This is a genomic window from Chryseobacterium arachidis, assembly GCF_900129245.1.
In the GTDB taxonomy this organism is placed as follows: domain Bacteria; phylum Bacteroidota; class Bacteroidia; order Flavobacteriales; family Weeksellaceae; genus Chryseobacterium; species Chryseobacterium arachidis.
In genome coordinates this window covers 560,188-583,459 of the sequence record NZ_FQUT01000001.1, presented here as the reverse complement: position 1 = coordinate 583,459, position 23,272 = coordinate 560,188, and the positions used below count along the sequence as shown (strand labels likewise).

Genomic DNA, 23,272 nt, shown 5'->3' with positions numbered 1-23,272 from the left:
ATTATGAAAAAAATTTCGCAACTTATTTGTTTGTTCATGATAATTTCTCTGAATTCACAAACTCACCGGTTTATTTACGAACTTCAGTTGAAAATGGATTCTACCGAAGCGGATTATCAGAAATTCAATATGATCCTGGACATTAATTCCAAAGAGGTAAAATTTTACGGCAAAAATCTGCTTATCGCTGATTCCCTGAATAAAAAGTTTGGAAATATGAACAATAAGCATGTTGATATGACCGGGCAAATTGTAAAGAGAAAAACAAATACTACTGAAAATGAAAATTTTATTAACATAAAATTTGGGTATTATTCATTCAAAACCAACGACAAAATAAACTGGAATATCTCTGGTGAAACTAAACAAGTCCAGCAATATACGCTGCAAAAAGCGACTGCAAAGTTTGGCGGAAGAAATTGGGTAGCCTGGTTTAATAAAAATATTCCTTTTAACGAAGGACCTTTCAAATTCTCCGGACTTCCGGGTTTAGTTTTCGAAATTTACGATACAAAGAAAAATTTCATTTATAATCTTATTAAAAGTCAGGAACTGCCTCGTATTTATTCCACAGAGGATTTCGTTGAATCCAATTTCGGAAATAAAGCAATTCCGATCAATGAGAAACAGAAGCAAAAGCTTGCATTAGAGTTTTATAATGACCCTTTTTCGTTTGAGAGAACCAATTTCAACACCTCAAACAACAATTTAAATATTAATATCGGAGGAAAAGAGATCCGTACCCTTGATGAACTCAATGCACAGGTAAAAAGCATGCAGCAAATTATAAAAAAATATAATAACCCTATTGAAATTGACAAAGCCATTCATTATTGAAATTAAAAATAATATTTATCTTTGTGCTATAAAAGGAAATGGTGTTCTTCCTTACCCAACCGCCTTAAAAAAGCTGATGACGCCTGATTAAAAGATTATTAACAGTAATTTGATCAGGAAAATTATGTCTAAACGTCAACGAACATTCAGCAATACAATAAAATTCCATACAAGATTTTTCTTCAGAAGATTTCCGGCTTTGCCCTATATTTTTAAATGGCTTTGCATCAGTCTCATCATCGGTGCATTAGTGGGAAGCGCTTCTGCAGGATTTTTAAGCTCATTGCAATGGGCCACAGATTTTAGGGAAAATCATATCTGGCTGATTGCGTTTCTTCCTTTGGGAGGTTTTTTTGTCGGACTTTTATATTATTATTTCGGAAAAGATGTAGAAGCCGGAAACAATTTACTGCTTGAGAATATTCATGAGCCGAAAGAAATTATTCCCTTCAAAATGGCTCCGTTCGTCTATTTAGGAACTATTGTTACACATTTTTTCGGAGGTTCTGCAGGACGTGAAGGAACCGCGCTTCAGATGGCGGGTGCTATTTCGGATCAACTGACCAAAATTTTTAAGCTTAATCAAAATGACAGAAAAATTCTGCTGATTTCAGCAATTGCCGCAGGTTTTGGTTCGGTTTTCGGAACACCATTAGCGGGAGCGGTTTTCGGACTTGAAGTTTTCCTGATCGGAAAAATTCGTTATAATGCGATCTTTCCAGCTTTCTCATCAGCAATTTTAGCAGATTGGGCGACAAATCTTTGGAAGGCAAAACATACGCATTATCATATCGATTTTATTCCAAAATTGGAATTTCTACCGATTTTATACGCTGTTATAGCGGGAATTGCTTTTGGAATTTGTGCGGCAACTTTCAGTAAAGCCATGCATTTTGCTAGTTCTGTTTTTAAATCTAAAATTAAATATCCCCCACTTCGCCCAGTTATCGGCGGAATCATTGTTGCTGTCGCAGTTTTTGCAATGGGAACAACAAGATATATCGGTCTGGGAATTCCAACCATCATTGAATCTTTTGAAAAACAACTTCCCTTATATGATTTTGCGTTAAAAATGATCTTTACGATTGTTACACTTTCTGCAAGTTTCAAAGGCGGTGAAGTAACGCCATTATTCTTTATCGGAGCGACTTTGGGAAGTGCTTTATCGCTATTTATTCCGCTTCCCTTTGGTTTATTGGCAGGAATGGGATTTGTCGCAGTTTTTGCGGGAGCAACCAACACACCACTCGCCTGTATACTGATGGGAATTGAATTGTTTGGAGCTGAATGTGGTATTTATGTGGCGATTGCCTGTGTTGTCTCTTATTTATTTTCAGGCAATAACAGCATTTATACCAAACAGAAAATTGGTGAAGCGAAAACCCCTAGATTTGAATATCTGAATGATAAAAGTTTCTCTGATTTGTAGGATTGTTGGATAGTTGTCGGTTGATAGTTGATTACAATTAATGCTGTAATTTTACTACAATCAAAAATAATTTCATTGTTTTGCTAGCAAAAAACTAATAATTCTTTAGCCAATAAAATTCTGAATCTTAAAGATCTGATTTTGTTTTTTTTTATTGGTTCTATCCTGTCTATTCCGACTTTGAAAACAATAGGCTTGAAACCTTTGGCCTTGGCCGTTTTCTTTTGGTTATTGTGAGTGCTGGAGCCCTGTTTATTCTTAAATTGAGCTAAAGCTCTGAGAATGTCTGCCATCTTAGCCTCGATTGGAGCATTTGTTTGAGCTCATTTTTTATGATTCGGCGCGGCAGCTTTGCTGCCGCGCCGAATCATAAAAATAGCGAGTGCGGAAAGCGAGAAAAGCTCCAAAAAATGGAAATTGAAGGTTTAATATTTATAGTTTATCAGATCACTCAATTACAATTCCTTGAATTTTGCCCCTCTCCAAAATGGAATTTCGGAACAACAAACAGGGTCTAATAAATTACAAAAACCTTCCGAAGGTCCGAAAGGCTTTTGCGTATTAAATGTGGAAATGTTTATTTCAGTTGAAATAATATCTTTAAACCGCTGACTGATCACAAGTGTAAACCTGCGGACAAGCAATGTACTGAATACAATATTTTGGTCCTGTTACAGATCCTGAGCAGCTGCATCCGCAAAGTGATAAATCCGGTGTACCGCTTGCTCCTCCTGTGATGTTCTTAAGATCAGCTTTTTTTAATTTTGTGGCGTTCTTTAAAAAATTTTGCATGTGATTTTGGTTTTGAGATTATAATTCAGTTTTAGTTACTTTTCAAAGTTAAACAAATATTAATTATTCAACGCATAATTTAATATTAAATTTTATAATTTATTTGTTTCGTTGAACTTATTAACTGTATAACGAAAATATACATTTAAATATTTCTTAAACAGTTGTAATTATTCTGTAAATTCAAGGTCTTTGTCGTGCGTTTCGGAAACCGTTAAAGCTGAGTAAAAAGCCAATCCAAACACGATGATTCCTACGATTGCTGCACTCAAAATCACCGAAAAATCATTCTTAAAGAAATCAAAACCCAAAATAATCACAGGAACTAACCCGCGAACCATATTGGGAACCGTCGTTGTTGCCGTATTTCTGATATTGGTTCCGAACTGCTCGGCAGCCAACGTCACAAACATTGCCCAATACCCTGTGCCCAAACCAAGCCAAACACAGAAAAGATAATATTTCGTTTCTGTATTGGTATTTCCAAAAAGCATAATCACAACGCCGATAATTGTAAAAACCAACATATAAAAAATCGCCATTTTACGGGATTTTAAAAGATGGGAAATAAATCCGCTCGCTAAATCACCAACAGAAATACCAACATAAGCCCACATAATTGCTTTTCCGGGATTAAGATCCGTAATTCCCAATTCGGGAGCAAACTGATTGGCAAGAACCGCTAAAATTCCGATGCAATACCAAGTTGGCAATCCTACAGCGATGCATTTTAAATAGCGTATTAAACGATCTTTATTGGTAAAAAACGAAAGAAAATTTCCTTTTGAAACAGATTTATTCTCAATATTTTTATAAATCCCGGATTCAGAAACGCTGATTCTCAGAAACAATAATAAAATTCCTAAAACTCCTCCGATGATATAGGAAATATTCCAACCTCCTGCTAATTCTACGGTTAGCTGGGCAACAACAGCACCCATTAATCCAAAACCGGCCACAACAGAAGTCCCAATGGCTCTTAAATTCTTCGGCAGACTTTCAGAAACAAGGGTAATTCCGGCTCCGAGCTCTCCAGCAAGCCCAATTCCCGCAATGAACCTTAAAGCTGCATATTGATACACTAAATGCTCTTTGGGGAAATGTGGCAAAAATCCACAAGCAATATTTGCCAAAGAATATACCAAGATTGATCCGAATAAAACAGAAAGCCTCCCTTTTTTATCTCCGAAAATTCCCCAGAAAATACCACCAAGAAGCAAACCAATCATTTGGGCATTCAAAATAAAGGTTCCGTCAACATCAGGATTTAAACCTAAAGCTTTTAAACTGGGAATCCTCACAATTCCGAATAAAAGAAGGTCGTAGATATCTACAAAATAGCCTAACGCGGCAATGATCACAGGAATAGAGAAGATAAGTCTTGCTTTTGAAGACAAAGAAAGTTCTTGCATTTTGAATTTTTAAATTTTGCTAAAAATAAAAAACCTTTCAATTTCTTGAAAGGTTTTCATAAATTATCTTTTTTCGATTATTATCTAGCAATATTCACCGCTCTGGTTTCTCTAATCACTGTTACTTTTACCTGCCCAGGATACGTCAATTCGTTTTGGATTTTTTCCGAGATGTCGTAAGATAACTGAGAAGCCACTTCATCATTTACTTTTCCGCTTTCTACCATTACTCTCAACTCTCTACCTGCCTGAATTGCATACGCTGATGAAACTCCATCAAAGCTTAATGCTGCAGATTCAAGATCTTTCAGTCTTTGAATGTAAGATTCAAGAACCTGTCTTCTTGCTCCCGGTCTTGCTCCTGAAATTGCATCAGCAACCTGAATGATCGGCGATAATAATGAAGTCATTTCCACTTCGTCGTGGTGAGCTCCGATCGCGTTTACAACTTCAGCATTTTCACCATATTTTTCCGCCCATTGCATACCTAATAAAGCGTGAGGAAGTTCAGATTCCTGCTCCGGAACTTTACCGATATCGTGTAACAGACCTGCTCTTTTAGCCAATTTTACATTTAAACCTAGTTCAGCCGCCATTGTTGCAGCAATATTTGCCACCTCTCTTGAGTGTTGCAATAAGTTTTGTCCGTAAGATGAACGATACTTCATTCTACCTACGATTTTGATTAATTCAGGATGTAATCCGTGGATTCCTAAATCAATGATTGTTCTTTTTCCTACTTCAATAATTTCCTCTTCGATTTGCTTTCTTGTTTTTTCAACAACTTCTTCGATTCTTGCAGGGTGAATTCGACCATCTGTAACCAATCTGTGAAGTGATAATCTTGCGATCTCTCTTCTTACCGGATCAAAACATGAAAGAAGAATAGCTTCCGGAGTATCATCAACGATGATTTCTACACCTGTAACCGCTTCCAAGGCACGGATATTCCTACCCTCTCTACCGATAATTCTACCTTTTACTTCATCAGACTCGATATTGAATACCGATACCGAATTTTCAATAGCCTGTTCCGTTCCGATTCTCTGAATGGTCTGGATAACGATTTTTCTCGCTTCGCTTTTCGCATTCAGCTGAGCTTCTTCCATGATGCCCTGAACGTGTGCCTGAGCCCTTGTCTTTGCTTCAGCCTTTAAAGATTCCACCAATTCAGCTTTCGCCTCTTCTGCAGAATAGTTTGATATTTTTTCTAAAATTTCAACTTTTTTCGCAGTTGCAGTATCTAATTCCTGTTGTTTTCTTTCTAAAATCTCTGTTTTCTTAGCATAATCAGCGATTTGCTTATCCAGATCTTTTTCAAGTTTTCCTGTTTTGCTAAGCTCATCATTCAGCTTATGCTCTTTGTCTTTAATCCTTTTTTCAATCTCCTGCATTTTCTTTTCACGGGACTGAATGTCTGCATCATGCTGAGATTTCAGTTCCAGAAATTTTTCTTTAGCCTGGAGGTTTTTTTCTTTCTTTATGGATTCGGCTTGTACGGTAGCTTTTTCTATAAGGTTTTCGGCATTTTTCTTTGCATCATCTATAATAAATTTCCCCTTTGTATTCAGCGAGCTTTTAGAAAAAACGATTCCTATTACTGCACCAATTACAAGGCAAATAACGCCGACTATAATGGCTGTTGTCATAATCTATATTGAGTTTTAATTGTCTTCAAATAATAAAATAAAAAAGCCCACAATAATCCAGAGATTGAGAGTAAACTCCTAATCAACACGATTTGAACTGATTTCCATTGTCTGTAATCCGGAGAACCGGCACGCCATTCAATGGACATTTGTTCGGTAATTGTTTAGCGTTGAGTTTACCTTTAATGTGTTAGAATTATTGTAGGCAGTTTGTTGGAAAAAAAATCTATTTCCATTATTTTTCATTCAACGATTGATTGATACTGGCTAATCTTTCGTTGGTAGATTGTATTGTTTTATCGTAGTTCATAGACACCACTTCAGCATTTGTTCCCAATTTCAGGGCACACATGGCTAAAGCATCCTGTTTGTCTCTCACATCGAAATTCTGTTCAAAATCTTTAATCATATTCTCAATCTGCTTCCCGACCTTACGCAGTGTTTCTTCCTCTGCCGCCGGTACATTCAGCGGATATACTCTTCCGGCAATGTTGATGGTGATTCTTCTTACCTCCATTATAATCCACTGTTTTGAAGCTGTGCAATACAGAAATCTATTTCCTTTACCAATCGGTTGATGTGGTTTTTCATCAATCTGTTGTGCTCAGGATTTCCTGATATTGCTGAATAAAGTTTTATATTTTTTTGCTCTTCTGCTAATACCTGACCTTTTCTTCTTTCCTCATCATATTTCTTCTTCAACTCTTCATGCTCTGTACTTAATTCTACGAATTTTTCAGTAAGATTTTTATAATTCTTTTGTAAAACTAAAATCTTTTTTTCTAATTCTGAAAAATTGTTTTCTAAATCTTGAAGCATTTCAGGTTTTGTATATTCTAACTATTAGCAAAAATAACAAAATATTAATACTAACAAAAATAAAACGCTCTATATTTTGGTTCCAAACAAAAAAGGAGATACAAAATGCATCTCCTTCTTCTATTTTTTTAACAATTCTTATTCGAATTTAAGGACGAAAAATATTGCTCTAGTCTGTAAAGTTGACATGGCAGAAGTCCAATATGGAGGCGTAGTTGCATTATCAGCCACGATCTCGTTGTTCATGATAAATGTACCTCTTACTGCCGGAGTAAGCTTAAACTTGTTGAAGTAAAACTGAATTCCCATTTCTGCAGACCATGCAAAGTTATGTGTTGTTGATCTGAAAACCTGCTGCATGTTGTCGTCCGTAGAATCTGAATTAGACTGAAGGTTTACCATATAGTTTACCCCCGCTGCAACATAAGGTCTTGAGTTGTACCATCTGTTTCCGTGGAATTCCAGCAATACAGGAACGTCTACCAAGGTTGTTTTAATGTCTCTTACTCTATCTTTTTCCGTTAGCGGCATCGGAATAAAAGGATCATTCGTTAAAGTTCCGGCAGCATACTGGTCGTTCGATTGTGTATTGAAAGTGAGTTGTCTCTGACCAAATTGTAACCCTGGCTCTAATCTTACATCCAAAAAGTCGTTCAGTCTCCACTTAGCGATTAACCCCGCACCGAAACTGTAGCTCTCTTTTGATGTAACAAGATTCTGATTATTATTCATACCATATCTAGGATTCAAAACGATACGGTAGTCTAGTCTGTTACCATTCAAATAAAAACCCCAACTGAATTTCTGCTCGTCAAAGTCTTCCAACTTATCCATTCTGTTACGGGTTCTGAATTGCGCGTTTGCTAAAACTGCAACATTTACTGAGGCTAAAACCAGTGCTTTTAATAAAAATTTATTCATAGGTTACTTTGTTGCTTTATAAATTGTGGCTATACCTAAACTTAGTTTTTTATATTCAACTTTTTTAAATCCTGTATCTAAAAGAATTTGCTTCATCTTTTCCCCGAAAGGAAATGCATTTACAGAATCCGGAAGGTATGTATACGCCCTGTTATCTTTAGAAACCAGTCTGCCGATGGCAGGTAATATATTTTTGAAATAAAACATATACAATGGCCCCATGAACCCCTCAACCTTTGAAAACTCCAGTATATAAACACTCTTGTTATCTTTAACTACTCTTCTTAATTCTGCTAAACCTTTTTTAAGATTTTCAAAATTCCTTACTCCAAATGCAACGGAAACAGCATCGAATCTATTGTCCTCGAAAGGTAAATTCTCTGCATCCCCTTTTTGCATGGAAATTTTGCCGTCTAATTTAAGTTTTTTTATTTTAATAACGCCAACATTTAACATTTGTTGCGATAAATCTAAACCAATTACTTTAGAACCTGTTCCCTTTTCAATCGTAATTGCGAGATCTCCCGTTCCTGTAGCCACATCCAGCACTTCCTGCGGATTATCATTTTTCATCCATTTCACCAAAGTATTTCTCCATAAAACATCAATTTTCAGAGACAATACACGATTCAGCAGATCGTATTTCGGTGCAATATTGTCGAACATATCCTCTACCTGGCTCTTCTTTGTAGCATCAGAATTGTAGGGCGTAATTTTGGTAATATCTTTTGTCAAAACTTAAAACTTGTAATATTCTTTATAATAATTAAGGTAATCCTGCTTTCTGAAGATTTTTGATCTGGACTCCACCTGCTGGATGTTTTTGATCACTTTGTCATAATCTTCATCCACATTGTAGTAAAAATCGTCTGTAAACAATTTACTGAAGCGTTTTGCTCCTCCATAATATGTTTTTCCGTCGATTATTGTCTTATCAAGCGCCAAAAGTAATGAATCTTTTTTAAGATTGTATCCATAATACTGATCATTGATATAATAATCCTGATGGGCAATATTGATAAGACCACGCACTTTATTTACTTCAAACGCAGAATCGAACAATAATTTTTTATTCTGATCAAAAACCTTAATGGTATTTTTTCCTTTATTAAGATCCACAGAAACAGTTTGCCCTCCGGCGATAGTTCCTTCCGAACCGTTATTTATCTTATAGTAAAATGTGTTTGGAGTAGGATTGTCTACCACATAAGCATTCTTTTTCGCTAAAAAGAGAAAGTAGACCCCAAAGGCAACGATAAACGCCACAACTGCAATAAGTAAGCCTTTTAAGGACGGAGTGTTTTTCATAAGATTGTAAAGTACAATTTTTGCAAATTTAATAATATTTTTAATTCTTTGTTATTAATATTAATTATTAACTTTGCATCTTTAAAAAAATCATATAAACGAATGCCGAATACGATCATTATTGGTTCTGGATCTTACCTTCCCAGCAGAATTATTGGAAGAGATTATTTCTTAGATTCAGAGTTTTATTCAGAAGACGGGGTGAAGATTGACAAGCCTGCTGAGGAAACTATTTCAAAATTTGTAGAAATCACAGAAATAGAAAACAGGAGATTTATAGAAGATGATCTTTCGAACTCACAAATCGGTTACGAAGCTGCAAAAATTGCTATCGCAGACGCAAATATAGATCAGGAAGAATTAGATTATATTATTTACGCAAGTAATTTCGGAGAAGTTACTGTACACGGATATGCTGACTTTATGCCGACAATGGCTGCAAGAGTAAAAAATAAATTAGGCATTAGAAACAGAAAATGTGTTACTTACGATATGCTTTTCGGATGTCCGGGATGGGTAGAAGCAATGATTTTGGCTGACAATTTAATTAAAGCTAAAGTGGCCAAAACTATTTTGGTAATCGGTGCAGAAACATTAAGCAGAGTAACAGATCCGCACGACAGAAATAGAATGATCTTTGCAGACGGAGCCGGAGCGGTGGTTGTAAAAGCGACCGACGAAGAAAATGTTGGGATTATTGCTCACAACACCATTTGTGACAACGGACCGGAGTTGGATTACTTAGCAAACGGACCTTCTATCAATAAAGAGTCCGACCAGACCCGTTTATTCGTAAGAATGCAGGGTAGAAAAATCTACGAGTATGCTCTGAAAAATGTTCCGGCAGCTATAAAAGAAACCATCGAAGACGCAGGTCTTTCTATTGAAGATATCAACAAAATTTTGATCCACCAGGCAAATGCTAAAATGGATTATGCCATGATCGAAAGACTTCACAAGCTTTATAACGTGAAAGATTACGACCATTCCATCTCTCCAATGACGATCCAGGACTTTGGAAATTCGTCTGTTGCAACTATTCCTACCATGTTTGATCTGATAATTAAAGGAAAAATGGAGGGTCAAACGTTTAAAGAAAAAGGTAACATTGTGATGACTTCGGTAGGTGCCGGAATGAACATCAATGCTATCGTGTACAGATTTCCTTAATATTATTTAATTTAAAATATAAAAAAGCACAGGGAAATAATTCTTTGTGCTTTTTTTAAACCTAATTATGCAAAGAAATTTTTTAATCATTGCGGCGATCTTCCTTCTTTTGGAAGTTTATATTTATCAGGCGATAAGAACTTTAACGGATAATCTTTGGCTAAGAATCGGTTATTGGGTTATCTCATTCGCTATTTACGGGTTTTTCGCCTACGAAGTCAACCATTTCAGTAGAGCCGACAGAAGCATGGTAAGAGCACAAATTATGATCTCTTTGTTTCTGGTGTTCATTTTGCCTAAAGTTTTCATAGTTCTGTTTTTATTAATTGATGATATTTTCAGAACCGGAAGTTATTTGATTGGTTTCACCCGACCGGCCGAGAACTTTTTCCCGGAAAGGAGGAAATTTTTAAGTATTATGGGATTAGGTTTGGGAGGCGTTCTTTCAGCCCTGTTCATCGACGGAATTACGTTTGGAAAATACCGTCACACAGTAAGAAGGGTGAGAATTAATTTCAAAAATCTCCCAAAAAGTTTCAAAGGATATAAAATCGTACAAATTTCTGACGTTCATAGCGGAAGTTTTTCTGATCCGAGCAAACTGCAACATGCCATTGATTTGATCAATGACCAGAATCCAGACCTTGTGTTATTTACCGGAGATATGGTGAATAATGTTGCTGATGAATTCAAACCCTTCATTCCTCTATTTTCGAAGATCAAAGCGAAAGACGGAAAGCTTGCCGTTCTTGGAAACCACGATTACGCAGATTATGTGGAATGGAGCTCTTTGAATGCCAAAAAGCAAAATCTTGACACATTGATCGATTACGAAAAGCAAGCCGGATTTGATATGCTGAGAAACGAACACAGAGTAATCGAAAAAAATGGCGAAAAAATATACATTTTAGGCGTTGAAAACTGGGGATTAAAACCTTTCCCACAATTCGGAAAATTAGATGATGCTTTAAAGGGAGTTCCTGAAGATGCGACAAAAATTTTAATGAGCCACGACCCTACCCATTTCGATTATGTAGTTAAAAAACATCCAATAGACGTTCATCTGACACTTTCCGGTCACACACACGGAATGCAGTTCGGTTTGGATTTAAAAAATGTAAAATGGTCTCCCGTTCAGTATAAATATCCAAAATGGGCAGATTTATATGAAAGTGAAGGAAAAATGCTATACGTAAACAGAGGTTTCGGAGTTTTAGGATATCCGGGAAGAGTGGGTGTTCTGCCGGAGATTACGCTTTTTGAATTGGCTTAATTTAAAATAAACAGTGGTTGATTTAGATACTTTTCGGAGAATATTTCGATAAGTGTTTTTGAATCAACCGCTGCTTTATCAAATCTTGTTAGAACTTCACGAACTTTGGGATACTCATCTACAAATTCAAGGTTTTCGATTTCTTTTAATCCAAAATCATTCATTATTTCTCTGAAGAAATTTTCATCTATACCCCAATATTTTATATACTTACTTTCGTCAATAAATATTTCGACCAGACTTTCATCATCATTATAAATCAATCCAAAGCTGATAAAAGCATCTTGAGTCAGTTCTTTTTTATATTGACTAATAAATTCTAATATTCCGTCTCTCTCCTCATAATTTCCATAATTAAGATCAAAGTCAATATCTCCAAATAAAACAGCAGCAACATCAGGTAATGTTTGTGACAGAGATAAAACTAAGCTCCAAAGATCAGAATTATCAATATTTATTTCAGCAAAAAAATTAAATCCAATTGATTTGTTTTCAGGATTATTTTTATTAAGCCTGAAAGTATATCCTTGAACAATATTCGCAGTTTTACTTTCTTCCCATCCTTTTAAGATTGAAGGATTATTGGGAATTTCATCTCGATTTAAAAATCTTATAGTTTTGGGGAATTCTAAAGTGGGTTTCATAGTTAAAAAATATAATCTTTCATACGCGATGTAGCCATCTCCTTCTCGTTGATCCAACTAAGGAGAGAATCTAATTTATCCTCCATTTTTTTTCCTGAATTTAATCTTCTGTAAAACGGAACCTCAAACTTATATTTGTTAAAATCCGTAAACTGCCAAGAGTTAAGATAAATCAAAACAAAATCATCTTTCTTCAATGTTTCGAAAACCATGCTTTGATAATAACCTGTCGGCAGCATTTGGAATACAAAATCATTGTATGGCAACTGACTGTATGGAGAAATACTTTCCGGAACAACACTCAGACCATCCTCTTCGTTAATCTGTGTATCTCTTTTCAGACGTTTGAAAGGAAAAAGGATATTCGCATTATCAATATTGGAAACGTAATTAAATTCCAATGACTTCAGACTTTCCTGTGGCTGTTTAAAATCTTTTTGCCGGATTCCTTTAATCTGCTTTTCTAAAAATTCCTGAACAAATTTCTTTACATTTTCAATTTCTTCAAGGCTGGAATTTTTATTGTAAAAAGCAATTTCATGCCCTTGAGATGAAATTGCTTTTAGTAAATTCTGAAGTTTTTCTGCAATAGAAATCTCCACAAAAAAACTTGCCTTTGTATCGTGAATATCTAAAATTCTAAGAATCGCTTTTGTATTCTCGGTTGTGATTTTCAATCTTTCATCATCGGAAATTTCTACTCCTTTTTTACATTCAGCTTCAATATTCACGATGTTAAAAGTTAATAAAACCATTTAAACTTAATTTTAGATAAAATTTTTAATCAATTAAAAATCAGATGTTAAAAACAAAATTAATTCAATATCAACTTTAAGTATTAATTTTTATTTAATTTTACTTTCAAATTCTTGATCATGTCTTTTGTCATCTCAGAAATTCCAAAATCATAAGACAATCCCCAGTCCTTTTTCGCCACAGAATCATCAATTGAAGCAGGCCAAGAATCTGCAATCTGCTGTCTGAAATCCGGTTTATAATCAATCGTAAATTCAGGAATTTCTTTTTTAATTTCTTCCGCTAATTCTTTTGGAGTAAAAGACATTCCACCCAAATTATAAGACGAACGAACCGTTACACTTTCTTTCGGAGCTTCCATTAATTTCAACGTTGCATTGATCGCGTCATCCATATACAACATCGGCATTCCTGTGTTTTCAGAAATGAAACTTGTGTATTTACCCTCTTCAATGGCTTCGTAGAAAATCTCAACGGCATAATCAGTCGTACCTCCACCAGCTGGAGTTTTCCATGAAATCAAACCAGGATATCGGATACTTCTTACGTCTACTCCATGCTTATCAAAATAATATTCGCACCATTTTTCACCCGCCATTTTAGAAATTCCGTAAACCGTTGTAGGATTTAGCACCACATCCTGCCCTACATTTTCCTTTGGAATTCCTTTTCCGAAAACCGCAATAGAACTTGGCCAGAAGATCTTTTGAATAAGCCCCTCTTTCGCCAACTCGCAAAAATGAAGCAGAGGTTCAAGATTTAATTTCCATGCAAAAATCGGCTGCTTTTCTGAAGTACCCGACAATAATGAAGCCAAGTGATAAACCGTTGTGATTTCGTAATCCTTAATCACCTGTCTTACCAGTTGCGTATTCGTAACGTCCATTCTTTCGTAATGTCCTGCAGAAGTAATTCCCTTTTGCCATCTGTCTAACCCTGAAGCAACCACATTATCTGCTCCGTGGATTTCAACAAGCCTGTTCGTAAGTTCGGTGCCGATTTGTCCTAAAGCACCTGTAATAAGTATTCTTTCCGTGTGGGATTCCATTTTAAACTTTTATTAGTTGATCGAAAGCAAAAGTAAATATTTTACAGACTATCTTAAAACAAAATTGTAAATTCGATTACAAAATTTGCAAATGAAAAAGATTATTGTTTCACTTATCTTATTTTCTCACACACTATCAGCACAATACACTGATATTAATATTATAAAAGAAGTAAAAGTAAGAAATAAGGGAGTTGTTGTTTCCGCACATCCGCTGGCAAGTGAGGCTGGTGCAAAAGTGCTGAAAATGGGAGGAAATGCTTATGATGCTATTATCTCTACCCAATATGCTTTAGCTGTGGTCTATCCTCAAGCCGGGAATATCGGTGGTGGCGGATTTTTGGTGGGCGTAAAAAATAACGGTGAAAAATTCACGATCGATTATCGGGAAACAGCTCCCAAAAAAGCCACACATGATATGTACGTGGACAAAAACGGAAAAGCCAATACCGATCTTTCGCAAAACGGAAGATTAGCCGTCGGAATTCCCGGAAGTGTTGCCGGATTTTTTGCCACGTTAAAATATTGCAGACTTCCGATGAATCAATTGATTCAGCCTGCGATTGATTTAGCTGAAAAAGGATTTGCTATTACCGAACAGGAAGCAAATTTATTAAACTCACATAAAGATCATTTTCAGAAATACAATCAATCAGCGAATGTTTTTGTTAAAAATGTTCCTTGGCAAACAGGTGATATTTTAGTTCAAAAAGAATTGGCAGAAACTTTAAAATTAATTCAAAAACATGGTTTAAAAGGATTTTACGAAGGAAAAACTGCTGAACTTTTGGTATCTGAAATGAAAAAAGGAAACGGAATCATCACCCTGGAAGACTTAAAGAACTACAAAGTTGCCGAAAGAAAAGCCTTGGAATTTGATTACAAAGGAAACAACGTCGTTTCTATGCCATTACCTTCAAGCGGCGGAATTTTGCTGGCTCAAATGTTAAAAATGGCAGGGTATGAAAACTTAGAAAAATATCAACAGAATTCAACAAAGACAGTACAAATTATGGTGGAAGCAGAAAGAAGAGCTTATGCCGACAGAGCCGAATACATGGGAGATCCTGATTTTATTCAGGATAAAACATCCTATTTGATTTCTGATGAATATTTAAAAAACAGATGGAAAAATTTCAGCTTCAATAAAGCGACTCCAAGTTCAGAAGTTGGAAAAATTATACAACAACCAAAAGAATCTGATCAAACAACGCATATTTCCGTGATTGATAAAGATGGAAATGCAGCTGCCGTTACTACCACCTTAAATGGTTTGTACGGAAGTAAAGTCGTGGTTTCGGGTGCCGGATTTTTCTTAAATAACGAAATGGACGATTTCTCAGTAAAACCTGGCGTTCCGAATATGTTTGGAGCAGTCGGTGGAGAAGCAAATTCTATCCAGCCCAACAAAAGAATGCTTTCTTCAATGACTCCAACGATTGTTCTGAAAAACGGAAAACCGTACATGGTTGTCGGAACTCCGGGTGGAACAACAATTCCAACTTCCGTTTATCAATCGATTGTTGATATTGTTGATTTTAAATTAAATGCCAATCTTTCCGTTAATTCTCCGAAATTTCACCACCAGTGGCTTCCTGAAACGGTTGCTGTTGAAAAGAACTTTCCTGAAACAACCATTAAAGATTTGGAAAAATTAGGCTATAAAGTCGAAAAATGGAACCAGATTGGAAGAACGGAAATGATTCTGATGGATGATAGCGGAAATATACATGCAGTTGCGGATGGTCGCGGCGATGATTCTGTGGCAGTGGAATAACAAAAATCTATTTAAACTGTCATTCTGAACACAAACTGAAGATCTGAGAACGAAATTCAGAGTGAAGTACATCATAAAAGTATTCTTTGTCGGAAAAACAATTTGGATATAATAAATTTTCAGCTCAGGCTTTCAGCCTGAGCTGAAAATTCTCATGACATTTGTCATGATTTAAAGCAAATTTTACTAATTTCCGCTTTTAAAAATCAATATTCTTTTGAAAAAGAAACAAATTCATCAGCAGCTTTATTTCCAGGTTATTATCGCGATCATTGCAGGAATTCTACTAGGAAAATTTTATCCGGAATTAGGCGAAAAAATGAAACCTTTAGGCGACGGATTCATCAAATTAGTCAAAATGATCATTGCTCCGGTTATTTTCATTACACTGACTTTAGGAATTGCCCACATGACCGATCTTAAAAAAGTCGGAAGAATTGCCATCAAAGCAATGATTTATTTCCTCACATTTTCAACTTTAGCATTAATTATCGGTTTGGTTGTCGGAAATATTTTACAGCCCGGTCATGGTTTAAATATTGATCCGGCAACACTCTCCGGAGACGTTTCTCAATATCAGCAAAAAGCTCATGAAACGACTTTGACAGGTTTTATCATGAATATTATTCCTGAAACATTATTCAGTCCATTAGTTGGAGAAAATATTCTGCAGGTGCTTTTAGTAGCTATTTTAATGGGAGTTGCTTTGGTTTTAACAAAAGAAAAAAGCCAGAAAGTGACCGAATTTTTACAGGATCTTTCGACTCCGGTTTTCAAAATTGTTCATATGCTTATGAAACTTGCGCCCATCGGAGCGTTTGGAGCCATGGCTTTCACGATTGGTAAATACGGACTTCATTCTGTTTTAAACCTTATCCTTTTAGTCGGAACATTTTATATCACTTCTGCCCTGTTTGTTGTCCTTGTCCTGGGAGCAGTTGCATGGTACAATGGTTTTAATATCTTCAAATTAATGTATTACCTAAAGGAAGAACTTCTTTTGGTGCTGGGAACAAGCTCATCGGAATCGGCACTTCCGGGCATTATGGAAAAGCTTGAAAAAGCAGGTTGCTCAAGAGCTATTGTAGGTTTGGTTGTTCCGACCGGGTATTCTTTTAATCTCGACGGAACCAATATCTATATGACCTTAGCTTCACTTTTTATCGCTCAGGCTTTGAATATTCATTTGCCAATTGAAAAACAAATTATGCTTCTTTTAGTTGCTATGTTGAGTTCAAAAGGCGCTGCCGGAGTTACCGGAGCAGGTTTTGTTACATTAGCCGCAACTTTAGCTGTAGTTCCCGAAATTCCTATTGCGGGAATGACTTTGATTTTAGGAATCGATAAATTTATGAGCGAATGTCGTGCTCTAACGAATGTTATCGGAAATTCTGTAGCAACTGTTGTTGTGGCAAATTGGGAAAAACAGCTGGATAAAACGCAACTGCAATATTGTTTGGATCATCCGAATGAAGTGGAGAAAAAATTGGAGGTTTAATTTTTTTTAGCTTTTCCACGTTCTCCGTACTTTTTAGGATTCGGGGCGGCAGCGAAGCTGCCGCCCCGAATCCTAAAAAGTACACACTTAAACAAATGATTGGATGAGATTTCGTCATTTTTTCGTCAGAATCTAAGCAAAGATTATAAACAGATTACTATAAATTTGTAAAATTCTTCCGGAATGACAAGTATAGGAATCAGTCTTAAGATTGCTCTGTCATGTGAATCCCCTACAATGACTTAAACCAAGATACTTAAGCTCGCAGGCTGAACTTTCACATGAATGGGTGATTTTATTTTATTGAACTCTCCGTCCAGATGCCAGTTTTTGGTATTGACTTTAAATTCGATTTCGGAAACCGGAAGATAAGTAATGTAGTCATCTTCTTTAAGCTTTTTGGTAAACATTCTGAAGGCAAAAAGCGGAGAATACGTTAACGGAAATTTTTTCACCAAAACCATGTCTACCAAACCGTCACTCTTGCTCGCCTGTGGTGCAATATATGCGTTGTTTCCGAACTGGCGGGTGTTTGCGATATTAACCATCAGGTATTTTCCGTTGTATTGCTGATATTCTTCATTAAAAAATTTAAGCTTAATCGGTTTATAGCTGAAAAACGTTTTCAGGGAAACTTTGATATAATTCTTAAATCCACGGTTTGTTTTTTCAAATTCTTTTACCACTTTTCCGTCGAATCCGGTTCCGGAAACATTAATGGAAAGCTTGTTATTTACCGTAAAAGTATCGATCTTTCTGGAATTTTTCGCCTTAATTTTGTTCAATAACTCATCTAAGTTTTTGCTGAATTGTGTTTCGTTGGAAAAACCATTTCCGGAACCTGCCGGAAAAATAGCCAGAATTTTATCCGTGTTAATGAGGTTTTTAGCAACCGTAGAAATAGTACCATCTCCCCCGATCGCCACGAAAATATCCACTTCATTAAAATGTTTCTGAATAAATTCATCTGTTCCCGGGATAGATTCTGAAATATAGTACAAAGGATTTTCAACCTTCGTTTTCAGTTCACTGAGGAAAGGCTGATAATTTTTTTTCGCCGAAAAAGGATTGATGATAAAGGCTACTTTTTCCATTGTCGCAAAATTAAAAAATGCTTCCCAATCAGGAAGCATTAATATTACTTAATTTTCATTCTTTCTTTAAACTGAGGAATTAAAGTGCTCCCTAATTCCTGCCAGGAAATGGGGATTATAATATCTCCTGCTGCAAAAGCCGTGATTTCATATGGGCTGTAATGAAAATACAGGTTTTTATCATCAAAATAAAAGTTTTGTGTTGCCGGAATGACGTCTACCAATAGCATTTCAGAATTGTTCACTTCCCCGTTTTCATCCGTTGCACCACCGTTTGCTTTATTGATATTTTTCAGCAACAAAGCTTCGATCTTATTTTTCGGCATTGATGTGATATCTTTCAACTCAACCTTTTTATTGTTTTTCAAATCGAAAACCCTTTCCGAAAAGCCGTAATTATCATGCGCCCCTCCCGAATATGATCCCCAGGAATACTGAATGTGCATATAATCATTTTTGTTGGAGATTAATTTCATCCCGGAACTTTCGTACCATTCCTGGGAGAACTGTATATCAGAAATCCAGTCTTTGTTATCTTTTTTAATTGAATTAAAGTAATTCATTTTATCTTTTTGTAAAAACTGTTGCAAGCCTTGTTTAGAATAATCATTATTTCCTTTGATGCTAAAATAAATACTGTCTAAAAGCTGCTTGTTCTTTATCGTTGGGAAAACCAATAATTTAGAATCGAATTTAGCCGTCAGAGAATCTACAATTTTTGCAGAATCTGCTATACTTACCGAATCGACCACAAATTTTTCAGGCTGAGCCGTTTCAATTTTTTCTGAACTCTCAGTATTTTTCTCAGCTTTATTACATGAAACTGCAAACAGTGAAGAAATCGCTAAAACAGCAATGATGTTTTTCATAATTTTATTTTTGTTCTTATATGCAAAAACCATTCAAAAAATGAATGGTTTTAAGATTATTTAGAAAAAATTTCAATTATTGCTTTTTCACTAAACTGATGACCTGGTTTTCCTGTTTGGAAGCTACTCCCCAAATCTGTTTGAAGGCAGGATAATATTCTTTAGAATAATTCGGACTCAAAATTTTGGTGGTAGAAACCACTTCAAGCTTATTCCCTTTCTGTTCCGCCGTGTAGCTGTATTCAATTTCTTTATCGTCCGTCACAATTTTTTTGTTTTTCGGCATTTCTTCTACCACATATCCTTCAGGAATTTCCAATGCAATTTTCTTAATTCTTGTAAAAGGTGAAGTAAAATCGATCATGAATTTTCTTTCTTCCGTCTGATCAAATTCATTTGAATTTTTATTCAGAAACAACATTGGGTTAATGATCATTTTCTTTCCGATCTTATCAATTAAATTATCCGAAGAAAACTTCATGGTGCTTTCAAAATCTCCGTTTTCAAGAACTTTTGAATCAATACCCGTAAAATCTATGGCGTAATTATCTTTATACTGTTTCTTATATTTATCGGCGTTATCATCATAGCTTTCCTTCGCAAACATGGCGTAAGTCCCGGTATCTTTATCCGAATAGGTTCCTGAAATGCTTCCGTCATCATTGATTTTTGCATCTGCCGTCAAATACGTAAAACTTGTTTTAGCATTCACCATCGATAACTGCTGAACTTTTTCTTTATTAATTAAAATCCCGAACTGATTCCAGTCCCTCGGAGGTAACTGATCCATAGCAGACTGCTTCGCCGTAGCATCATACAAATGGAAACCGTCTTTAGTCTGAATGGCAGCAATTACAAAATTCATATTGGAAACATTCGGTGATGCAATATTGATTAATCCGTTGTTTATTGTGGAAATTGTCAGCGGATCGGCTTTTATTCCCGCTTCACGAAGCATCATAACGAGGAAAAGGTTGATCTCCGCAGCATTTCCGGTCTTTGTTTCCAGCATTTTTTTAATCCCTCCTTCTGTATAAATTCCGCGGTCTTTATTCCAGGTAAAGGTATTTTTCACATAGTTGAAAACAGCATTTGCTTTCTCAATTTCATTAGAAATTTCGGCAATATGGGAAGGCATATTTTCTTTTGCCAACCTTGTTTTTTTTAATTCACCTCCGAAATCTTCATTTTCATACAACCTTTCTTTGATCTGTTCCCATGATGAAGAATACAGCTTCAGCTCTTTGAAATTCGTTGAGTGAAGTTCAGCACTGATCTTTGTTCTGTAATTCCTGTCGTTATTTACAAATTTTTCAGCTTTAAAACCCTTTATATTTTCATAACCGAATCTGTAGGTTCTGTAATTCAATCCATACATCATTTTTTCCGTAACTTCTTTGTGTTTCGGATTTAAAAAACCTGTGTAGTTGACATTATACGCAATATTTGAAGGACTGTCCAGCACATATTCCGTATACAAAGACGGTGTATCCGTTTCGATAAGAATTTCAGGAATTACATATAAAAAGGGCGAAACAACTTCATATTGATATTCAATAACAGATCCGTTTTTCACATTGGGAAAAGCAAACTTAGAGATGGAAACATATTTGCTTTCCTTGCTTTTATACTTTGAGCTTTTATCAACTTTTGTGGCAACAGAAGCTCCGTTTTCCAGGTTATAAGTGAAGGCTTTGATTTTGGAAATTGTTTCCTGATCGCTTCCGTTCTGGTATAAAGGGATTTCAAGATTCAACCAATCTTCAGCTTTATCTTTATCATAAATTTTAACCCTGTAAAAAGCTTTTTTAATGAGATTTCCAGTATTGTAGTCGATATTAAAATGTAACGATTTGTATAGAATCTCTGCGGGTGCATTCTCATCTAAAACCGATTTTTGCTTGGATAAATCTGCATCATTAAATTTCGGATATTCGAGAAATTCATGCTTTTGGGCATCAATAAACATAAAATTCATTGAGCAAAAAGCAACTAAGAATATTTTTTTCATGTTAAATTTTAGAAATTAAAATTTTTGAGTTGTCAATGTTAATTGTTTTTTTTCTGAAGCTGACGTAATCGTTATATTTTTCCTTTGGATAAAGACCTTTATTGATTCTGATGGCTCTGTTCACTTTTACTCCGTCCCCGTTCTTAATAAAACTTAATTTGTAAGTTCCGAATTCTGAATTTAAAGTCACGTTTTCGGGAAGCTCATCCACTTTAAAGTTTTTAGGAATCGTAAAATTAATCTCATATTCATCTTCGAAAGATTGTCTCAGTTCGAAAGGCAGCTCCCTATTTTCTTCTGCTTTATATACATTGTTTGCATAGATCGGAACAGCTCTGAAAATCATGCTGTTCCCCGCATTTTTAGAATAATTGTTGGCTTTAAAATCAAGATCAAATTTGGCAACCGCATTATCTCTGTCATTCAGAAAGTTTTTCATTTCAATTTTTTCGAAATGTAAAAGATCCAAAAGATTTTTCATTGTTTCATTCCTTTCTTTCGGAGACATTGTAGCCAAGCTCAAATTATTATCATACTGAATTCCAGTATAAGAAAAGTTACCTTCACCTGAAATACTGTTATCTTCATTCAGATTGATTTTAAGAACCTGCTTTTCCTTACTTTGATCGGCTGTATACACCGGAGTTTCAACAAGCTCAATCCCATCTTTTTTTATGGCAAGAACGTTTCGGTCTGTTGTATTATAGCTTAGATGGTTAAAAGCTATCTGCTGAGATGTATTTTCCAGCCAGATATTTCCTTTTTCCGTCGGAATCATCAAAATCACATGATTTCCACCCATCTTCGGAAAATCTTTATCAAAAGATACCGGTGAAGACCCCGAGTTAATTACTGAATAATATGAAGGAATACCCGCTTCATCCAATAATGTTTTCATATAATTCGTTAAACCCTTGCAATCCCCGTATCCTTTTTTCTGAACCTCATCCGGAAGCATCGGCTGCCAACCGCCAATTCCTAATGCTACGAAAATATATCTCGTTTTGGTCTGCATGTATTGGTAAAGCTTTTTCACTTTTTCTTCCGTTGTTCCCTGTAAGTTTAATGCGGCAACTTCTGTTTTAATGGCAGGTGTAGACAAAGAAACAGGCTGTAAAATACTGTTGTAATACCAGGATCCGAAATCGCTCCAGCTATAGATATTGCCTTGTTTCCCTTCAAGATTGAATTTCGTTAAAGCAAAGCTCACTTTCGGTAAAATTTTCACAGGTTGCGGCAACAAAAAAGCATTGTCTATCGCCGGAACATTTTTATAGATATATGTTTTCTCTCCCGCATTATCAGTTTCAGAAACTGCCGTGTAATTGTATGCTGAAGGATATGTTTTCGTTTTAAGTTCTATACCAGATTTGTTAATAATCTTCATTTGAGCTTCTTCTAAAGAAACGTTCGTTGATCTGAAGGGCACAAAATCCGGTAAGAAAATTGTATTTTCATCACCAATCTGATAAGAGAATTCAATCGTGTAAGGATATTGAGTCGGCGTGTATGACAAAGCCATTACCCGGTTATTGGAATAGAAAGTACCTTGATTGTTATTCGCAAAATCTCCAAAATCCGATTTAGAAAATGACTTTACTTTTTTTCCAGATTCATCGTAAATATTTACTTTGATATCCGAAATATTATCGCCTTTTTCATAAGGAATAAAAACCTGAGCATCGGAATCTCCGTCTTTATTGAGAACTGTAGTTACCGTGTAATATTGATATTTAATGTCATCAATTCTGTTGATCTGAATCGTTGTAAAATCTTTTCTGATAACCGCATCTGCATTTTTCTTAAGATTTTCTGGGATCGCAGAAACAGGAAAGTTTTGCGAAAAGTACAAAGAAGCTATAGAAAGCGCTCCCATACAAAGTAATTTCATCATGGTTATTAAAATTGAGCAAAAATAATAAAATCTTATAACTGTGGGAAATAATTTTTATTGTATTAAAAAGA

General features: G+C 35.5%; 21 protein-coding genes and 1 riboswitch. Of the genes, 6 read left to right on the top strand and 15 right to left on the bottom strand.

All coding sequences use genetic code 11. From position 1 onward, the window contains the following. Nucleotides 1–3 precede the first annotated feature (3 nt). Both BUA89_RS02590 and BUA89_RS02585 read left to right on the top strand, forming a co-directional pair. Nucleotides 4–837, top strand: coding sequence for a GLPGLI family protein (locus BUA89_RS02590; RefSeq protein WP_072953059.1), 834 nt, complete (start codon nucleotides 4–6; stop codon nucleotides 835–837). A 25-nt stretch (nucleotides 838–862) separates the two neighbouring features. After that, a riboswitch (Fluoride riboswitch) is annotated at nucleotides 863–930 on the top strand. A 31-nt stretch (nucleotides 931–961) separates the two neighbouring features. Further along, nucleotides 962–2,266: a voltage-gated chloride channel family protein gene (locus BUA89_RS02585; RefSeq protein ID WP_178362419.1), complete on the top strand. Its 1,305-nt coding sequence runs from the start codon at nucleotides 962–964 to the stop codon at nucleotides 2,264–2,266. A 600-nt stretch (nucleotides 2,267–2,866) separates the two neighbouring features. Here the strand turns inward: BUA89_RS02585 and BUA89_RS02570 are convergent. The 8 genes from BUA89_RS02570 to BUA89_RS02535 form a co-directional block, all read right to left on the bottom strand. Continuing rightward, nucleotides 2,867–3,058, bottom strand: a complete 192-nt coding sequence (locus tag BUA89_RS02570) for a hypothetical protein (RefSeq protein WP_072953056.1) — start codon at nucleotides 3,056–3,058, stop codon at nucleotides 2,867–2,869. A 170-nt stretch (nucleotides 3,059–3,228) separates the two neighbouring features. Next, a complete protein-coding gene (locus BUA89_RS02565) occupies nucleotides 3,229–4,470 on the bottom strand; it encodes an MFS transporter (RefSeq protein ID WP_072953055.1) in 1,242 nt (413 codons plus the stop codon). A gap of 80 nt (nucleotides 4,471–4,550) precedes the next feature. After that, entirely contained in the window at nucleotides 4,551–6,119 is a 1,569-nt protein-coding gene (rny, locus tag BUA89_RS02560) for a ribonuclease Y (RefSeq protein WP_072953054.1), read from the bottom strand. 235 nt (nucleotides 6,120–6,354) lie between these two features. Then, nucleotides 6,355–6,636, bottom strand: coding sequence for a cell division protein ZapA (locus BUA89_RS02555; protein ID WP_072953053.1), 282 nt, complete (start codon nucleotides 6,634–6,636; stop codon nucleotides 6,355–6,357). Next, entirely contained in the window at nucleotides 6,636–6,938 is a 303-nt protein-coding gene (locus BUA89_RS02550; RefSeq protein WP_072953052.1) for a hypothetical protein, read from the bottom strand. Before BUA89_RS02550 ends, BUA89_RS02555 begins: the two co-directional genes overlap by 1 nt. A gap of 138 nt (nucleotides 6,939–7,076) precedes the next feature. Then, the gene (porT, locus tag BUA89_RS02545) at nucleotides 7,077–7,859 is read right to left on the bottom strand and encodes a type IX secretion/gliding motility protein PorT/SprT (RefSeq protein ID WP_072953051.1); all 783 of its coding nucleotides are present in this window, start codon (nucleotides 7,857–7,859) and stop codon (nucleotides 7,077–7,079) included. A gap of 3 nt (nucleotides 7,860–7,862) precedes the next feature. Continuing rightward, nucleotides 7,863–8,594, bottom strand: coding sequence for a bifunctional demethylmenaquinone methyltransferase/2-methoxy-6-polyprenyl-1,4-benzoquinol methylase UbiE (gene ubiE / locus BUA89_RS02540; RefSeq protein ID WP_072953050.1), 732 nt, complete (start codon nucleotides 8,592–8,594; stop codon nucleotides 7,863–7,865). Nucleotides 8,595–8,597: 3 nt separating this feature from the next. Next, nucleotides 8,598–9,167 carry a hypothetical protein gene (locus BUA89_RS02535; protein WP_072953049.1) on the bottom strand — a complete coding sequence of 190 codons (570 nt, stop codon included), beginning with the start codon at nucleotides 9,165–9,167 and terminating at the stop codon, nucleotides 8,598–8,600. Between the two features lie 102 nt (nucleotides 9,168–9,269). Here BUA89_RS02535 and BUA89_RS02530 point away from each other — a divergent pair, with 102 nt between their 5' ends. Together BUA89_RS02530 and BUA89_RS02525 are read left to right on the top strand one after the other, a co-directional pair. Next, a complete protein-coding gene (locus tag BUA89_RS02530) occupies nucleotides 9,270–10,337 on the top strand; it encodes a 3-oxoacyl-ACP synthase III family protein (RefSeq protein WP_072953048.1) in 1,068 nt (355 codons plus the stop codon). A gap of 67 nt (nucleotides 10,338–10,404) precedes the next feature. Then, on the top strand, nucleotides 10,405–11,610 hold the full coding sequence (locus BUA89_RS02525; protein ID WP_072953047.1) for a metallophosphoesterase: 1,206 nt from the start codon (nucleotides 10,405–10,407) through the stop codon (nucleotides 11,608–11,610). On the opposite strand, the gene BUA89_RS02520 is transcribed toward BUA89_RS02525, so the two are convergent. The 3 genes from BUA89_RS02520 to BUA89_RS02510 all read right to left on the bottom strand — a co-directional run bounded on the left by BUA89_RS02520 (nucleotide 11,607) and on the right by BUA89_RS02510 (nucleotide 14,058). Continuing rightward, on the bottom strand, nucleotides 11,607–12,254 hold the full coding sequence (locus BUA89_RS02520; RefSeq protein ID WP_072953046.1) for a hypothetical protein: 648 nt from the start codon (nucleotides 12,252–12,254) through the stop codon (nucleotides 11,607–11,609). The two genes, BUA89_RS02525 and BUA89_RS02520, sit on opposite strands and share 4 nt — an antisense overlap. A 2-nt stretch (nucleotides 12,255–12,256) precedes the next feature. Further along, a complete protein-coding gene (locus BUA89_RS02515) occupies nucleotides 12,257–13,009 on the bottom strand; it encodes a polysaccharide deacetylase family protein (RefSeq protein ID WP_072953045.1) in 753 nt (250 codons plus the stop codon). A gap of 83 nt (nucleotides 13,010–13,092) precedes the next feature. Next, the gene (locus BUA89_RS02510) at nucleotides 13,093–14,058 is read right to left on the bottom strand and encodes an NAD-dependent epimerase/dehydratase family protein (RefSeq protein ID WP_072953044.1); all 966 of its coding nucleotides are present in this window, start codon (nucleotides 14,056–14,058) and stop codon (nucleotides 13,093–13,095) included. A gap of 91 nt (nucleotides 14,059–14,149) precedes the next feature. Between BUA89_RS02510 and ggt the strand changes: the two genes are divergently transcribed. Next, on the top strand, nucleotides 14,150–15,835 hold the full coding sequence (gene ggt, locus BUA89_RS02505; RefSeq protein WP_072953043.1) for a gamma-glutamyltransferase: 1,686 nt from the start codon (nucleotides 14,150–14,152) through the stop codon (nucleotides 15,833–15,835). Nucleotides 15,836–16,052: 217 nt separating this feature from the next. Then, a complete protein-coding gene (locus tag BUA89_RS02500) occupies nucleotides 16,053–17,333 on the top strand; it encodes a dicarboxylate/amino acid:cation symporter (protein ID WP_072953042.1) in 1,281 nt (426 codons plus the stop codon). 242 nt (nucleotides 17,334–17,575) lie between these two features. On the opposite strand, the gene BUA89_RS02495 is transcribed toward BUA89_RS02500, so the two are convergent. The 4 genes from BUA89_RS02495 to BUA89_RS02480 all read right to left on the bottom strand — a co-directional run bounded on the left by BUA89_RS02495 (nucleotide 17,576) and on the right by BUA89_RS02480 (nucleotide 23,201). Beyond that, complete coding sequence (locus BUA89_RS02495) at nucleotides 17,576–18,427, bottom strand: diacylglycerol/lipid kinase family protein (RefSeq protein WP_072953283.1); 852 nt, start codon at nucleotides 18,425–18,427, stop codon at nucleotides 17,576–17,578. A gap of 44 nt (nucleotides 18,428–18,471) precedes the next feature. After that, nucleotides 18,472–19,296 carry an RsiV family protein gene (locus BUA89_RS02490; RefSeq protein ID WP_072953282.1) on the bottom strand — a complete coding sequence of 275 codons (825 nt, stop codon included), beginning with the start codon at nucleotides 19,294–19,296 and terminating at the stop codon, nucleotides 18,472–18,474. 76 nt (nucleotides 19,297–19,372) lie between these two features. Beyond that, on the bottom strand, nucleotides 19,373–21,307 hold the full coding sequence (locus BUA89_RS02485) for a transglutaminase-like domain-containing protein (RefSeq protein WP_072953041.1): 1,935 nt from the start codon (nucleotides 21,305–21,307) through the stop codon (nucleotides 19,373–19,375). Nucleotide 21,308: 1 nt separating this feature from the next. Continuing rightward, complete coding sequence (locus BUA89_RS02480; protein ID WP_072953040.1) at nucleotides 21,309–23,201, bottom strand: DUF3857 domain-containing protein; 1,893 nt, start codon at nucleotides 23,199–23,201, stop codon at nucleotides 21,309–21,311. Nucleotides 23,202–23,272: the final 71 nt, after the last annotated feature.

What these genes read in the sequence shown, in the direction of transcription:
- BUA89_RS02590 (WP_072953059.1), top strand. Translation starts at nt 4, where the DNA reads ATGAAAAAAATTTCGCAACTTATTTGTTTGTTCATGATAATTTCTCTG.
- BUA89_RS02585 (WP_178362419.1), top strand. Translation starts at nt 962, where the DNA reads ATGTCTAAACGTCAACGAACATTCAGCAATACAATAAAATTCCATACA.
- BUA89_RS02570 (WP_072953056.1), bottom strand. Translation starts at nt 3,058, where the DNA reads ATGCAAAATTTTTTAAAGAACGCCACAAAATTAAAAAAAGCTGATCTT.
- BUA89_RS02565 (WP_072953055.1), bottom strand. Translation starts at nt 4,470, where the DNA reads ATGCAAGAACTTTCTTTGTCTTCAAAAGCAAGACTTATCTTCTCTATT.
- rny (WP_072953054.1), bottom strand. Translation starts at nt 6,119, where the DNA reads ATGACAACAGCCATTATAGTCGGCGTTATTTGCCTTGTAATTGGTGCA.
- BUA89_RS02555 (WP_072953053.1), bottom strand. Translation starts at nt 6,636, where the DNA reads ATGGAGGTAAGAAGAATCACCATCAACATTGCCGGAAGAGTATATCCG.
- BUA89_RS02550 (WP_072953052.1), bottom strand. Translation starts at nt 6,938, where the DNA reads ATGCTTCAAGATTTAGAAAACAATTTTTCAGAATTAGAAAAAAAGATT.
- porT (WP_072953051.1), bottom strand. Translation starts at nt 7,859, where the DNA reads ATGAATAAATTTTTATTAAAAGCACTGGTTTTAGCCTCAGTAAATGTT.
- BUA89_RS02535 (WP_072953049.1), bottom strand. Translation starts at nt 9,167, where the DNA reads ATGAAAAACACTCCGTCCTTAAAAGGCTTACTTATTGCAGTTGTGGCG.
- BUA89_RS02530 (WP_072953048.1), top strand. Translation starts at nt 9,270, where the DNA reads ATGCCGAATACGATCATTATTGGTTCTGGATCTTACCTTCCCAGCAGA.
- BUA89_RS02525 (WP_072953047.1), top strand. Translation starts at nt 10,405, where the DNA reads ATGCAAAGAAATTTTTTAATCATTGCGGCGATCTTCCTTCTTTTGGAA.
- BUA89_RS02520 (WP_072953046.1), bottom strand. Translation starts at nt 12,254, where the DNA reads ATGAAACCCACTTTAGAATTCCCCAAAACTATAAGATTTTTAAATCGA.
- BUA89_RS02515 (WP_072953045.1), bottom strand. Translation starts at nt 13,009, where the DNA reads ATGGTTTTATTAACTTTTAACATCGTGAATATTGAAGCTGAATGTAAA.
- BUA89_RS02510 (WP_072953044.1), bottom strand. Translation starts at nt 14,058, where the DNA reads ATGGAATCCCACACGGAAAGAATACTTATTACAGGTGCTTTAGGACAA.
- ggt (WP_072953043.1), top strand. Translation starts at nt 14,150, where the DNA reads ATGAAAAAGATTATTGTTTCACTTATCTTATTTTCTCACACACTATCA.
- BUA89_RS02495 (WP_072953283.1), bottom strand. Translation starts at nt 18,427, where the DNA reads ATGGAAAAAGTAGCCTTTATCATCAATCCTTTTTCGGCGAAAAAAAAT.
- BUA89_RS02490 (WP_072953282.1), bottom strand. Translation starts at nt 19,296, where the DNA reads ATGAAAAACATCATTGCTGTTTTAGCGATTTCTTCACTGTTTGCAGTT.
- BUA89_RS02485 (WP_072953041.1), bottom strand. Translation starts at nt 21,307, where the DNA reads ATGAAAAAAATATTCTTAGTTGCTTTTTGCTCAATGAATTTTATGTTT.
- BUA89_RS02480 (WP_072953040.1), bottom strand. Translation starts at nt 23,201, where the DNA reads ATGATGAAATTACTTTGTATGGGAGCGCTTTCTATAGCTTCTTTGTAC.